The following is a 14,351-nucleotide window of genomic DNA, read 5'->3' on the forward strand; positions in this document are numbered from 1 at the left end:
AAATTTTGGAACATCACAATGTTTAAGATGATACATATAAAAGCAAAATACAAGGTATAAATCGATCCCCATGTAATAAGAGCAAGTGGTGCCCAACCTAGATCAGTAATTGATAAAGTAATACCGGTTGATTCAACAAAATTATTTAAAGCTGGGCCAAAAGCTTCTGTCAATAATGAAATAACAGCACTCATTCCTGTCAAAGCAATGGCCATTCTTAAACCACCTTCGATGGATTTTCCTAACGGAACTTTAAAAAATAGAGCAAGAATCGTTAGTACAATGAACATCATAGCAGGGCCGCCTAAATCAATAAAAAAATTGAAGCCTTTTTCTAATGTTTCAATCATGAATTTTACCTCCAATTATAAAATCGTTTTCGTAATCGTTTACATTTAGAGTGAATTTATTTTAGCATGAAGTATTTTTAATTGAAATAGCGTTTTCAAAGTAATTAATTACTTTGAAAAAATCACTTGACTTTCCTTTTAAAACAAGTAAAATTTACTTGTAATCGTTTACGGAGGAGTTTAAATGACAACCATAAAAGATATAGCAAAAATGGCTGGTGTCTCGACTGCCACAGTGTCGAGAATTATTAATGGTAAAGGCGAAGCAAAGCCTGAAACCATTGAACGTGTTCTAAAATTAGTAGAAGAATTGAATTATCAACCAAATAAAATGGCACAATCATTAAAACGCAGAGCAACTAATTTAATCGCAGTAATGGTTCCAAATTTAAAGAATCCCTTTTTTGGTGAACTAGTTACGGCAATTGAAACGGAAGCAGAGAAATTTGGACTACAAGTTTTTCTGTGTGATACAAATGATAGTAGAGAAAAAGTGGAATATTTTTTGGATACCATCGCCGATAATTATTGTTTAGGGGCGATTATTTGTACATTGCAGGTAACAATTAACGACTTGGAAACATTGGAAAAACGAGGTGTGCGGACGATCACGATTGATCGTTCTTACTTTCATCATCCTTACTCTGCAATCAATATTGATCAGTTAAACGGGGCATATATGGCTACACACCATTTAATTGAACGCGGAGCAGAAAAAATTGTTTTTCTTTCAGGTCCCCAGGAAGATGCTTTATCTGTTGAACGTGAAAAAGGGTATTTAATGGCATTGACAAGTCATAACTTATCATTTAGTCAAGTCCTCAATGGGGATTATACTTTGCAAAAAGGTTATGAAATCATTGACGATTTGTTTCATCAAAAACAGCATTTCGATGGTATATTTGCATCCAATGATTTAATGGCTATTGGTGCATTGAGAGCTTGCAAAGATAATAATAAAGCTGTACCTAAGAAAATAAAAATTATTGGAAATGATGATTTAACTTTGGATAATTTTATTGAACCAAGACTTACTACTATGTCACAAGAAAAAGAAAAAATCAGTGCTGCGATCATTAAAGAATTATTCAACATAAAACAAAAGGAAAAGCAACCACAAAAATTAGTTTTTCCGCCAAGATTAGTTTTAAGAGAGACAACTTAAATTTACAAGGAGGCAAGTAATTATGGGTTTAGATGTTGTTGTTATGGGGAGTATTAATATGGATATGTTGGTCCATGTAGATGACTTTCCAAAATATAGTGAAAATGTAGTTGCCAAAAAATTAGAAGTTTTAGCCGGTGGAAAAGGATCAAATCAGGCAGTCACAATTTCCAAACAAGATGTGAAACACGCCTTTTTAGGAGCTGTTGGAGCCGATGACTTTGGCAAGCAAATAATTGATATGTTAAACGAAAAAGGAGTAGAAACGAAAGCGATCATTCGTAAAACTGATGCTCCTACAGGAACTGCGGTAGGAATTGTAGATAAAGTCGGAGAAAATACCTTTATGGGGGTCCTTGGAGCCAATATGGCCTTGACAGCAGCTGAAATTGAAAAGGCCTTTGAGAACTTAGAAGCAAAAGTCTTCTTACTCCAATTAGAAACAAGTCAAGAATCTGTAATAGCCGCCTTAAAATGTGCGAAAGAAAAAGGCATGTATATTATTTTAGATCCAGCGCCTGAAGGATGCTATTTTGAAGAATCCTTAAGTTATACGGATTTGGTAACGCCCAATAAACAAGAAGCAGAAAGAATCACTGGAATTGCGATTGAAAATGTAGAAGATGCAAAAAAAGCAGCGAAGATCATCGCTGATACAGGTGTAGCTAATGTTATTGTTAAATTAGGTGGCCAAGGAAGTGTTCTTTTTGAATCTGCGAAAGATAAATGTACCTTCATTGAAGCGAAAAAAGTGACTGCAGTCAATACGGTAGGAGCTGGTGATACATTCGCAGGAGTTTTAGCTTCAGAACTTTCAAGAGATAGAGATAATCTGGTCAATGCCATCCAAACGGCTACGCAAGCTTCCGCGTTAAAAGTTGCGCGTCATGGGGGCCACGAAGCGATCCCGACAAGAAAAGAAATTATGGAATCGATGTAAAAATTTTCGATATTTTCTATTGGATATTTTCATTTAAGAGAAAAGGAGACTGTGTAATGCAAGATATATTGTTATGTCCATCTATGATGTGTGCGGATTTTTCCAAGCTAGAATCGGAAATGACTTATCTTAACAAAGCAAATGTTGACGTTTATCATGTGGATGTGATGGACGGCGTATTTGTACCAAACTTTGCTTTAGGTATCGAAGATCTGAAGGCGATCAAGAAACTGACAGATAAACCAGTTGACGTTCACTTGATGATTAGCCATCCGAACCAATATGTTGAACAATTTGCTGATTTAGGTGCAGATATTATTTATTTTCATCCAGAAACCGATCCGTTTCCAATTAGTACAATAAATAAAATTAAAAATAAAGGGAAAAAGGTCGGGGTTGCCGTGAATCCTGAAACATCCCTTGCTTATATTAAAGAGCTACTCCCTTTGTGTGATTATTTGCTAATTATGACCGTGGTTCCAGGATTTGCTGGACAAAAATATCTAGAGTTTGTTAATGAAAAAATAAAAGATGCTATAAAATTAACTACGCAATTTAATTTCGAAGTCATGGTCGATGGTGCAATTTCAGCCGAAAAAGTCCACGAGCTTTCTACTTTGGGTGTGAGAGGATTTATTCTTGGAACGTCTGCTTTATTCAACAAAGAAGAGAATTATTCTGATTTGATAGATAAATTAAAGAATACTGAAGTACAATAGACGAACAAACCCGAGATAGCCTATTGGCACCTGTTTATTTTGTTTCATTATCTTGATATAAAACAAGAAGATGGCTTTAACTTTCATATTCGAAAGCTAAAGCCATCTTCTTTTCAGTATAAGGATATAATAACTATACCGCCGTCGCGTATTAAATCGTAAATAGAGGAAGCTATTCTTTTATAAAAAAGATAATTTCAAAAAATATAATGAAAATGAGGGAGTTGATCAAGTATACTATCTTTTACAAAAGAGGAGAAACTAATTATAAAATCCTTTAGTTCAATTCCAATCAAATTATAAAAATTGATAATTTAAAATACGTGCATTTTAAATATTGACTTTTATGCGTTAATTGCATAGAATGTAAACGTACTTAATTTTTATTTGTCTGAAGTCCTCGGGTAAGGTGCCTTTTGGTTTGTGAGATTTAGTAAATAATCAATGCTGGTGTTATGGTACTTGGCTAGCTTAATTAATGCCTCGGTTGGGATGTCTAAGACCCCCGATTCATAGCGAGAATAAGTTGTTTGACTAATACTTAGAATTTTTGCCATATCTGTTTGGCTAAGGTCTTTATCATCCCGTAAATTACGTATTCTATAATACATCAGATCACCTCAAGATTATTGTATATTACATAGGAGTTGTCGCCTTTTTTAATGCGAAAAACGCATAAAATTAATATTGATATAACTAAAAAAATAATAACAAAGACTATGTTTGCTAATTGCTAAATAATGTATATTTTAGTTTAGTTATAAATGTAACCGATTTAATACAAATATAATTAAGTACAAGCGCGGCAGAGGTCTAGTCATCCATTGAAAGTAAACTAAAGGGGATGTGAGATATTTGCCTGATTTATAATGGAATATCGGGGAGTAACTAAATTAGCGGGCTTAACCCAAATTCTTTCTTTACATTTTTGTTTAGAAAGGATTTGGGTTTTTATTTATAAAAGTTACGAAAAAAAAGGGGGGTTATGAGCTGAACCAAAAAAAGTGAAAATCATTTTAAAATAGCTAACTAGAAGGAGATAAGAATGGAAAATATTGTTTATACAAGAGTAGATGATCGTTTAGTACATGGACAAGTAATGACTGCTTGGGTACAAGTGACAAAAGCGAGTGAAGTATTGATTGTGGATGATAATGTAGCAAAAGACACTTTTTTACAAATGATAATGAAGTCGGCGATGCCTAATAAAGTTTCATTAAAAGTAGTGTCTATAAATGAAGCCAAAGACTACATTGAAAATCAAGGAAAAGATAAAAAATTATTCATTCTCGTAAAAACGCCTATCACGATTGTAAAGTTACATGAACACGGCGTTGATATTCAAAAGTTAGGCATTGGCGGAATGGGCGCCAGTGAGGACCGTACAACATTATTTAGAAATATTTCAGCAAGTGAAGAAGAAAAACAAGCCCTAATTCAACTAAAGAATCTAGGAGTAGACGTCTTTTTCCAAGTGACGCCAGATAATACAAAAGTTCGATTAAATAATGTATTGAAAGGAGAATAAAATATGCAAACAACCATAATTCAAGCAATACTTATTGGTTTACTATATTATTTGACAGTAGCCAATTCACCTTGGTTCACTGGCTTGACTAGTGTTTCTGTGAGACAGCCAATTGTAGCTGGAACCATCGTGGGAATCATATTAGGTGAACCAACACAAGGGTTGATTATTGGTGCTACATTAAATGCTTTTTTCATAGGTTTTATTTCTCCAGGTGGTGCGGTTTCTAGTGAACCAGGTATTGCGGGTATTATTGGTACGTCGTTAGCAATTATGACAAATGCAGATCCAGGAGTTGCCCTTTCTTTGGCTATTCCGTTTGGCTTATTGGGTACCGTTATCTGGAATGTGCGGATGACAATTAATTCTTTTTTTGTTCATTGGATGGATAGAGTAGTAGAAGAAGGCAACTATCGTAAGGTCTTTTTCATTCACCTTGTTCCTGCTCAAGTATCAACATTTTTAATTAGTGCTGTGCCGGTATTTTTAGTTGTGTACTATGGTGGCGATTCAGTTCAATGGTTCCTAAACGTATTAGAAGGAAAACCAACAGAAATATTGGAAGCAATTGGTGGTATTTTGCCTGCACTAGGGATTGCGTTGACCTTAAAAGTTATTATGAACAGAAAAGGGATCATTCCATTCTTTTTAGCAGGATTCTTTATTGTAGTCTATGCAGATGTACCCATGTTATTATTGGCGGTATTTGCTACGATTATTGCCTATTTCTATTCAGATCTAAAATTTGCAAAGCAGGAGGGTTAAATCATGGAAGAATCTTATCAATTACCTGAAGAAAGGCGTTTAACAAAACGGGATTTAAATAAAGCTTATTTATACTGGATTTCATTATCTCAAGCAACCTATAGTTGGGAACGGATGATGGGACCGGCAATGGCAGGTACGATGATTCCTATCATGGAACGGCTTTATCCCTCAAATGAAGAGTTTAAAGAAGAAAGAAAAGAAATGATGAAACGTCATATGCAATTTTATAATACAGAAGCTTGGTTAACTGGGCCTCCAGTGTTATCGGTCATTATTTCAATGGAAGAAGAAAAAGCTGCGGGTGTACCGATAAAAAATGAAGATGTTTCCGGTATGAAAACGGGTTTGATGGGTCCGATGGCTGGAGTGGGAGATACGTTACGACAAGCCACTTTGATTCCGATTATTGGCTCAATTGCTATTTCTCTAGGTACTGAGGGAAACTTTTTAGGACCAATTTTTTATATGTTAGCTACTTTAATTTTAAATTATGGTTTTTCTTACTTTTCTTTTCACTGGATGTACAAAAAAGGAAAAGAAGGAATCAATGAAATCTTTGCAAGCGGTGCTTTGGAGAAATTTATGACAATGGCAACTGCTGTAGGAGCTGTGACAATCGGAGGACTAGCTGCTAATACAGTAGATGTTACATCTTCGCTTACACTAAATTTTGGAGAAAACCAAATTGTTATTCAAGAAATTCTTGATACCATCATTAAAGGAATTTTACCTTTAGGTGCTATATTTTTAACTTTATATTTATTAGTGAATAAAAACTGGGGATCAACCAAAATTTTACTTATATTGATAGCGATTGCAATAATTGGCGTTTTGATTGGATTTTTATAGTGTGCGAAAGGAGAAATAAATATGCGTGCCACAATTATAGGCGGTGGAAGAATCGGAAGAGGTTTTGTGGCTTCTTTATTAAAAAGAAACCAGGTAGAAATAGACTTTTTTGATACAAACAAGCAACTAATGAAAGAGTTCGAACAGTATAACTCTTATACGGTGCATGTCTTGGGAAATACAGAAGAGAATACAGTCATTGATGGGTATCATAGCTCTCATATTGATGATTCAAAAGCTTGGGCAACTGAATTGAATCAAACGGATATTATTTTTACCGCAGTTGGTGGTAAGAATTTGACTTCCCTTGGAACAACCATTGGTAAAAATTATCAACAAGCTCTAGCAAAAGGGGAGATACCTTCTTTTATTCTAATCACTTGTGAGAACTGGATGACTCCTGCAGATGATCTGCAGCAAGCAATTGAATCGCAACTTACAAATGAAGAAAAAGAAGTTTTTCAAAATCACGTTGATGTGACTCAAGCAGTCATTCGAGCCTCAGGTACTTCAGCACCCCCAGGGAAAGAAACTGCTAATCCACTGGACACTTGGGTTCAAGATTATTGGGTACTGCCAGTTGATGGAAAAAGAATTCAAAAACATTCAAAGCCGGATTTACGTTATTTTGAATTTAATGACAACTTTGGAGAAATGCTTGCTCAAAAAATTTATACCAATAATACAAGCGTTGCATTAATTGCTTATTTAGGGTATTTGAAAGGAATCAGCCATGTAGCAGACGCCGCAAACGACCCAGAAATCGAGCCTATTTTAGAAGCAGGATACCAAGAAATTAATCAAGCATTGGTTTATTCGTTAGGCGTAAGCCAGGAAAGTCAATTAGAATTTTCTCGGGTAGCGGAAGCGAAATATAAAGATTACGCTATTGTAGATGAGGTCGTTCGCATTGGTCGTGATCCACTTCGAAAATTAGCAGTAGATGATCGTCTAATTGGCCCGGCTAAGATGGCACTAGATGCGGGAATAACACCAAAAGCTATTTCTTTAGCTACTGCAGCGGCTATTTATTTTGATTATTCAAAAGATCCCGCAGCAGAAGAGTTGAAAAAAATTAGGGAGACGCAAGGAGTCGATACTGTATTAGAAGAAATTTGCGGGATTGCAAAAGATAGTATCTTGGCGAATTTAATCAAAGAAGGCATCTCAGAATTAAAAGAACGTCAATGGATAAAGGAGGAAGATTAGTGGTTAAAACAGCAGTTGTTTATGGTGCAGGACAAACTGGCCGTGGTTATGTGACTCGTTATTTAAAAGAGAAGGGATATCAAATTATGTTCATAGAGAAAAATAAACAGTTAATCCAATACTTGAACGAAGATGGGGGTTATGCTATTCATTTTTATCATAAAGATCGTACGCCAGTTCTTATCAGCCACTTTCATGCCTATAGTTTGGCGGACGAATTACGTCCACTTTTGTTAGAAGCTGATCTGGTTATCACTTCAGTCGGAGAAGAAAATCTTCATGAAGTTGCAACTTCGTTAACAAAGCACTTAACAGAAAATGAAATCCCTCAATTATTGACTTGTGAAAATGGTATTAATCCAGCAAGTGTTCTAAAACGATCTTTACAAAAAAATATGGCGACGGATAAAGACTTTCTTGTTTCGCAAACGGCTGTTTTTTGCTCAACCGTCAATATAGATGAAACACGTTTGGATATTCTTTCGCAAAACGAAACTTACTTCCCTTATGATGCAGAGGGTTTCAAAGGAGCATTGGATTTTGATGGGGCAGTACCTGTTACAGACTTTGAGAATTTCTTGAAACGTAAAATCTATACCTATAATTGTTTAGCGGGTCTGATCTCTTATTTAGGTTATGTGAAAGGATATCGCATTTATTCAGAAGCAGCAAATGACCCGGAAATTTCAGAAATCATGGAACTTTTATTGAAGGAATTGAATCCAGCGTTAGCTGATTACTTTAATATCCCTTTAGAGGAGCAACAAGCATTTTCGCAAAAAGCGTTAGCTAAATTTAAAGATCAATTCATCCTAGATTATGTCATTAAAAATGGACGTGCTGCCAGAAGAAAATTAGGTTCTACCGAACGTATTTATGCGCCTTATCAAATTTTAAGAGAACGCAATTATTCTACTGAGATCATGGCATTGGTTGCAGGAGCAGCGTTAACATATTTAGAAATGATTGAATATGAAGGCGAAAATTTCGACCCATCGAAAGAATTATCTGAGACATTACATTTGGATGAACAAAATGACTTTATCAAACAGTCAGTAGCATTTTATCGACAAATAAAAAATGAAGAAGAGTCATTACGCTTATTGAACTTATTAGAAAACTAAGGAGAAGATAAATGACCGATTTTTTGATCGTAACACACGGATCGCTTGCTTCTGGAATAATCGATTCCGCGAAGTTGATTATAGGAGATACTTCGAATGTATCTTTTCTGAGTTTTGACCACGGAGATAATCCTGACGAGCTGGGACAAGCAATAAATGCAAAAATACAATATTCGATTAACCAGAATCGCCAACTAATGATCTTTACAGATTTATTTGGTGGAACGCCTGCGAATCGGCTTGCTCTTGTTACCAAGCAGTTGATAAAAAGAAATGATCTTGAAATATTAGTAGGCGTGAATTTACCTATGTTACTAGAAGGCTTGATGTCCGCTCAGCAAAATGAAGATGTAAAAGAAATAAAAAGAAAATGTATGAAAGCAGGTTTAGATGGAATAAAGGATTTAAAAGAAGCGTTTAACCTTTAATAATAAGTTTAAAAATGTTCAAATAACATAGAAAGGGAAATGAAGTTGAAAAAAATAGCTGCATCGTTAATGTGTGCTGATGTTCTTCATTTGGAAAAAGAATTAAGGCGTTTGGAAGAAGCTGAGTGTGATTTATTACATTTAGATGTTATGGACGGTATTTTTGTGGATAACATGGCGATGTATCCAGAAATGTTGGAAAATATTCGCTCTCAAACATCGATTCCTTTTGATATTCACTTAGCAACAATTACTCCGGAAAAATACGTGGACATGTTCTCTTTTTTGAAACCTGAGTACTTGTCGTTCCATATAGAGACGGTAAAAGATCCAGTTGCTTTAATAGAAAAAATTAAAAAACAAGGAATTAAACCTTCTATTGCGATAAATCCTGAAACCCCATTGGAAATGATCCTTCCTTACATTCATTATGTGAACATGGTTTTAGTAATGACGGTTCATACAGGCTTTTCTGGACAAGCATTTCTTAAAGCAACGCTTGGGAAAATAGAAGATTTATATAACACTTTGTCAATAATGGAGAAACCACCCTTGATAGAAGTTGATGGTAATATAAATATTGAAACTATCCAATTAATGAGAAAAAGTATGCCTGATGTTTTTGTTTTGGGCACTTCTGCACTATTTTATAATCAAGATAGTACGAATTATACTCAACGAATTAATGACATACGTCAGAGCATTACAACAATGAGATAAAAAAATTTCTTTTAGTAAGATAGATCGGATTCTTCATAAACCCTTGACATCCTTATTTACTTCTTGTAACATTCAAAAAAATATAAAAATTCTGTGAAGAGAAAAGTAAGCTTGAAAGATATTCAGAGAGGTCTTGGTGGGTGAAAAAGATTTATCGGAAAGGCTGAAAATGGTCTCTGAGAAAAATTGTTGATAGGTAAACAGTTTCGGGTTAAGTCTACTCGTTAACAAAGGACACCGATAGTAGTAGTTTTGTCGGGATTGAGAGAAGGAAACTTCTGAACAAAGGTGGTACCGCGATTATTCGTCCTTTTATCAGCATTCAATTGCTGGTAAAAGGGCTTTTTTTATTTTAAAAATTAAAAGAGGAGGAATTTTTTATGAAAAAAGGATGGAAAAAAATAATCACAGGATTTTTAGCAATTATTTCAATTACTTTACTGGGTGCTTGTGGTGCCGGAAATGGTAATGAAGATAGTGAAGATAAAACAGTTAGGCTGGGTGTTGTAGGCGAAAATAATGAGGATTGGGAATATGTACAAAAAGAACTTAAAGAAAAAGAAAACATTGATTTAGAAATTGTTACTTTTACAGATTATCGTGGTCCAATCACAGCTTTAGAAGATGGCTCAATTGATTTGCATTCTTCTTTAACAGAAATTTTTATGGATGAAGTCAACAAAGAAGGAGGTTATAGTAATACCACTATTGCGTATACAACACTAAACCCATTAGGTATTTTTTCTGATAAAATTGATGACGTAAAAGATTTAGAAGACGGAGCAAGTGTAGCCATTCCTAACGATGTCTCCAATGAAAGTCGTGCGTTATTGTTATTACAACAGGCAGATTTAATCAAATTGGATGAAGACAAAGGAAATATGCCTACGACAAATGATATTACAGCTAATCCAAAAAATTTACAATTTGAAGAACTAGAAGCTAATCAGACGATTCGTGCTTTGGGTGATGTAGATATTGCTTGTGTGAATAATAATGTAGCAGTAGACGCTGGCTTTATTCCAACAGAAGATGCCATTTTCTTAGAACCAGTGGCTGAGTCTTCCAAGCCTTATTACAATGTGATTGCCGCACGTAAAGATGAAAAAGACAACGATGTATATCAAACGGTCGTTGATTATTATCAAACAGATAAAGTCAAAGAAGTAATCGATGAGCAAACCCAAGGATCAAGTATTCCCGTGTGGTAACAACAGTTCAGGCTTATATTATAGTTAAAACTTGCAAGGTGAATAAATTTTGTCACCCTGCAAGTTTTTTTTGAGTTATAACTAGACTTAAACAAAGAAATTAGCGTAATACTTTTTTAAATAGTCAGTCAGTTCTTCATTAGGAATATGTTTGATTTCGTTGACAAACTGTTCAGCGATGATTTTACGTTGAGAATTATGAGAAAAATTCAATTTCGCTAAATACTTAATATCCTCGGAGTGAAAGTAATAGTTTACTTTGATATTTGGAAGACCATTTTCATCTAAAATAGTAGAAATTCGGTTTGAAAACGTAATCAAACTATCATACTTTAAGTTTTGCAACTGATAAATTTCGTTAATATTTAAAATTGCTACCACTTTCGCATCAAAAAAATAAACAAATTGTTGAGAAAAGAAATTGCTTTTTTCTTTAGCAGAATTTGTGATAACGACGATTTTTTTGAGATTTCTACCTGAAATTTTGTTTTTTAAAACATGATTTCGAAAAAGTAGAGTTAACGTACTAAGTTGGTATTGGTCTAAATATATTTTTGTTGCTAAAGATTTTTGATAACAATAATCAACTAGCTGATATAAAAAAGAGAATTCTTTTTTGACATCATCCAATTTATTATCATAGAGATCATAATTTAAGAAATTGCGTACAAGACATTTGTATAAATATTGTTCAATTTCGTAATTAAGTTCTTTACGAGAATAAAAAGTCGTAATAATACGCTCTTCTACATATTTTACGAGCTGTTTACGAATAGTAATGACAAGCGAATCTTTGGGATAAAAGTTTGTTCCGTTATTATCCAAACTTGCTAAAACGCAACTAAAGGAAAAATCTTCTTCCTCTTGGCCGAATGAATGATAAGTTTGAACCTTTACTGGTGGATGATATTTTTTTGTAATTACAAAACCATTTTCAATTCGATGTAGACTGATAAAATAATAAGCGTATAAAAACTTCATTGACGTATAGTTAAAAGACCAGCTATAAATATTTAATAAATCAGTTAGATGTGTCTTTTTCTCGTTTTTTATGAAAATCTTTTTTGCATACTGATAACGAAGCTGTTGGGTCGGGTTATTTGCTTGACGAGGAATAATTTGGTTGTTTCCATTAATCTCAATGATCTGACTCAAAAGTTGCGCAGTCTTTATTCGCAGAGTGAGCTCATCACCAACAACAGAAACTCCGTTGCCTCTTAGAGAGAGCAATTTTAAATGTTCTTGTTCAAGTTCTTTAAAAAAGAGTGCCCGATCCTTCTTCTTAGTAGACTGGCTGATTCCTAGGAGTTCATAGAGTTTTGTTAAATTTACTTTTTTTTCAACCATAGTGATACATAATAATAAATCTAACCGTTCACGCCAAGTCGTTGAAAAATCGTTTATCGTTAACCTTTGAATAAAAGCAACAAATTCAGTGTAACTCAATTGATTGATTATCTTTGATTCCGTTATAACAAAAGCTAAAGATGGTTCCAGATATTGGTTTAAGGAATGAACTGTTCGTCGAATAGTGGCAATAGAACGGCCTGTTTTAGAAGATAACTGATTAAGGCTAATCTGTTGTGCCTCTTGAATACGATTGGCTAAATATAATGAAAAAGAACTAACTGTCATAAAATCAACTCCTAATGCTAGTATAGCATTTCTCACAAATGCACAATGGTCCTTTATTGAAACATGAGGCAAACAAAATAGAACCTTGTAGAGAAAGCGATTTCTAACTAAACTGAGGCTATCATAAATTAGGAAATGGAAGTGAAGGAGAAAATGAAAGACGGAATACAAAAATTTGGACGTTCTTTATTGTTACCCATTGGTGTAATGGCGCCAATCGGTATGGTAATGGGGTTAACAGGTGCTTTAACGCAAAGTTATATGATTGACCATGTTTCGTGGTTGGGTAATTCAACAGTGCAAGCTATTTTAACTAGTTTGCAAACAATTACAGGTATAGTTTTTGATAATATTCCTTTGCTGTTCGCGATGGGGGTTGCCTATGGGATGTCCAAAGTGGATAAAGGTATTTCTGTATTTTCCGCTGTTTTAGGTTATGTGACTTTGTTAGTTGTAGTCAACGTTTATTTAACGTTAACGGGTTCTTTAGCAGATGAGGAAACGATGGCCGAAGTTGGTCAGGGAGTTGTACTAGGCATTCAAACGCTTAAATTGGATGCAGCTGGCGGCATTATTGCAGGACTTGTTGCTGCCTATTGTACAGATAAATTCTACAAAACAGAGTTACCTTTGGCTTTTGCCTTTTTTGGAGGTAAGAAGTTTCCTCCAATGGCTACATTTTTCTTTATGATTCCGATTGGCTTATTCATTCCGGTTATATGGGGATTATTTACTAGGTTCTTGTTGTTTATTTCCCCCGTCTTTTTAAACGATGTATTTGGTGTGGGAGCTTATTGGTTTGCTCATAGGGCGTTGATTCCATTCGGTCTTCACCATGTTTTAGCTTCTATCTTGCGCTTTACCGAAGCAGGCGGGGTGTATATGATCGATGGTCAACAATACATTGGAATTTTGAATGCTACCAATAAAGTGCTATTTGATTTAGGCCCTGACAATCCTGCTTGGAGCATGGCGCCGGACTTGTTCAAATACCTAGCTAGTGGACAAATGTTAACTACTTTATTCCGCGTACCAGCGATTGGGTTAGCCATGTATCATACGGCATTTAAGGATAATAAAAAACTTGCCAAAGGAGCCATATTAACGGTTGTACTCACCGCATTTCTAGGTAATATTACAGAACCCTTAGAGTTTTCTTTCTTGTTTATTGCGCCGCAGCTATTTATTGTTTACGCTGTATTGTGTGGTGTAATGACGATTCCACTGAACTTTTTAAATGTCGGTATTGGTTATATTCGAGGAACTATTTTTGATTTTGGTATTTTTGGTTTAATGTATGAAAATACCAATTGGTTAAACTTAGTTCTACTTGGTTTAGTTAACTTTGTGGTCTTTTACTTTGTTTTTAAATATGCGATTAAGAAATTTAATTTAGAAACATTAGGACGTGAAAAAGGACTAAAAAGCAATACATTATTAGCAGAGAAAAAATATGACGAAGTGGCTGGCGTTGTTCTTGCTGGTCTAGGTGGAAAACAAAATATTAAAAATATCGATAATTGTGTTTCTCGTTTAAGAATTGATTTAAAAGATCAAGAACAAGTGGATGTAGAAGCGGTAAAAGGATCGGGTGCATCAGGGGTCTTTTTCCCACAAAAAAATCATATTCATATTGTATTTGGTCCTTATGTAGAGTTTGTTAGAAACGCTGTCGATGATGAAATGAAAAAAGAGTAGGTGAGTA

General features: G+C 34.6%; 15 protein-coding genes and 1 other annotated feature. Of the genes, 12 read left to right on the plus strand and 3 right to left on the minus strand.

Going from position 1 to position 14,351, the window contains the following annotated elements; all coding sequences use genetic code 11:
• Positions 1-350 (minus strand): PTS transporter subunit IIC (locus tag TS1_RS07200; RefSeq protein ID WP_281177366.1); only part of this gene is annotated, 350 nt, incomplete at its 3' end.
• Positions 351-534: 184 nt separating this feature from the next.
• Here TS1_RS07200 and TS1_RS07205 point away from each other — a divergent pair.
• From TS1_RS07205 to TS1_RS07215, 3 genes are read left to right on the plus strand one after another with little or no spacing between them, the layout of a single operon-like run.
• Positions 535-1,515 (plus strand): LacI family DNA-binding transcriptional regulator, encoded by a 981-nt coding sequence (locus TS1_RS07205; RefSeq protein ID WP_068709286.1) that lies wholly within the window; start codon positions 535-537, stop codon positions 1,513-1,515.
• 22 nt (positions 1,516-1,537) lie between these two features.
• A complete protein-coding gene (locus tag TS1_RS07210) occupies positions 1,538-2,455 on the plus strand; it encodes a ribokinase (protein ID WP_068709288.1) in 918 nt (305 codons plus the stop codon).
• A gap of 56 nt (positions 2,456-2,511) precedes the next feature.
• Positions 2,512-3,174 carry a ribulose-phosphate 3-epimerase gene (locus TS1_RS07215; RefSeq protein WP_068709290.1) on the plus strand — a complete coding sequence of 221 codons (663 nt, stop codon included), beginning with the start codon at positions 2,512-2,514 and terminating at the stop codon, positions 3,172-3,174.
• A gap of 383 nt (positions 3,175-3,557) precedes the next feature.
• Here the strand turns inward: TS1_RS07215 and TS1_RS07220 are convergent, their stop codons facing one another.
• Positions 3,558-3,785 (minus strand): helix-turn-helix domain-containing protein, encoded by a 228-nt coding sequence (locus TS1_RS07220; protein ID WP_068709292.1) that lies wholly within the window; start codon positions 3,783-3,785, stop codon positions 3,558-3,560.
• Between the two features lie 434 nt (positions 3,786-4,219).
• Between TS1_RS07220 and TS1_RS07225 the strand changes: the two genes are divergently transcribed.
• The 8 genes from TS1_RS07225 (at position 4,220) to TS1_RS07260 (ending at position 11,011) form a co-directional block, all read left to right on the plus strand.
• Positions 4,220-4,702 (plus strand): PTS system mannose/fructose/N-acetylgalactosamine-transporter subunit IIB, encoded by a 483-nt coding sequence (locus tag TS1_RS07225; RefSeq protein WP_068709294.1) that lies wholly within the window; start codon positions 4,220-4,222, stop codon positions 4,700-4,702.
• A 3-nt stretch (positions 4,703-4,705) separates the two neighbouring features.
• Entirely contained in the window at positions 4,706-5,467 is a 762-nt protein-coding gene (locus TS1_RS07230) for a PTS mannose/fructose/sorbose/N-acetylgalactosamine transporter subunit IIC (protein ID WP_068709296.1), read from the plus strand.
• Between the two features lie 3 nt (positions 5,468-5,470).
• A complete protein-coding gene (locus TS1_RS07235; RefSeq protein WP_068709298.1) occupies positions 5,471-6,319 on the plus strand; it encodes a PTS system mannose/fructose/sorbose family transporter subunit IID in 849 nt (282 codons plus the stop codon).
• Positions 6,320-6,340: 21 nt separating this feature from the next.
• The gene (locus TS1_RS07240) at positions 6,341-7,528 is read left to right on the plus strand and encodes a mannitol dehydrogenase family protein (RefSeq protein ID WP_068709300.1); all 1,188 of its coding nucleotides are present in this window, start codon (positions 6,341-6,343) and stop codon (positions 7,526-7,528) included.
• On the plus strand, positions 7,528-8,652 hold the full coding sequence (locus tag TS1_RS07245; RefSeq protein ID WP_068709302.1) for a mannitol dehydrogenase family protein: 1,125 nt from the start codon (positions 7,528-7,530) through the stop codon (positions 8,650-8,652). The genes TS1_RS07240 and TS1_RS07245 overlap by 1 nt, the downstream gene beginning before the upstream one ends.
• An 11-nt stretch (positions 8,653-8,663) precedes the next feature.
• Positions 8,664-9,080, plus strand: coding sequence for a PTS sugar transporter subunit IIA (locus TS1_RS07250; RefSeq protein ID WP_068709304.1), 417 nt, complete (start codon positions 8,664-8,666; stop codon positions 9,078-9,080).
• A 39-nt stretch (positions 9,081-9,119) separates the two neighbouring features.
• Complete coding sequence (locus tag TS1_RS07255) at positions 9,120-9,800, plus strand: ribulose-phosphate 3-epimerase (RefSeq protein WP_245610113.1); 681 nt, start codon at positions 9,120-9,122, stop codon at positions 9,798-9,800.
• A gap of 84 nt (positions 9,801-9,884) precedes the next feature.
• Positions 9,885-10,115 (plus strand) — a binding site (T-box leader).
• A gap of 65 nt (positions 10,116-10,180) precedes the next feature.
• Positions 10,181-11,011, plus strand: coding sequence for a MetQ/NlpA family ABC transporter substrate-binding protein (locus TS1_RS07260; RefSeq protein ID WP_068709308.1), 831 nt, complete (start codon positions 10,181-10,183; stop codon positions 11,009-11,011).
• A gap of 87 nt (positions 11,012-11,098) precedes the next feature.
• Here the strand turns inward: TS1_RS07260 and TS1_RS12715 are convergent, their stop codons facing one another.
• Entirely contained in the window at positions 11,099-12,646 is a 1,548-nt protein-coding gene (locus TS1_RS12715; protein WP_245610114.1) for a helix-turn-helix domain-containing protein, read from the minus strand.
• Between the two features lie 153 nt (positions 12,647-12,799).
• Between TS1_RS12715 and TS1_RS07275 the strand changes: the two genes are divergently transcribed.
• Entirely contained in the window at positions 12,800-14,344 is a 1,545-nt protein-coding gene (locus TS1_RS07275) for a PTS transporter subunit EIIC (RefSeq protein ID WP_245610115.1), read from the plus strand.
• Positions 14,345-14,351: the final 7 nt, after the last annotated feature.

It is taken from the genome of Tetragenococcus solitarius NBRC 100494, from assembly GCF_001544195.1.
Taxonomy (GTDB): domain Bacteria; phylum Bacillota; class Bacilli; order Lactobacillales; family Enterococcaceae; genus Tetragenococcus; species Tetragenococcus solitarius.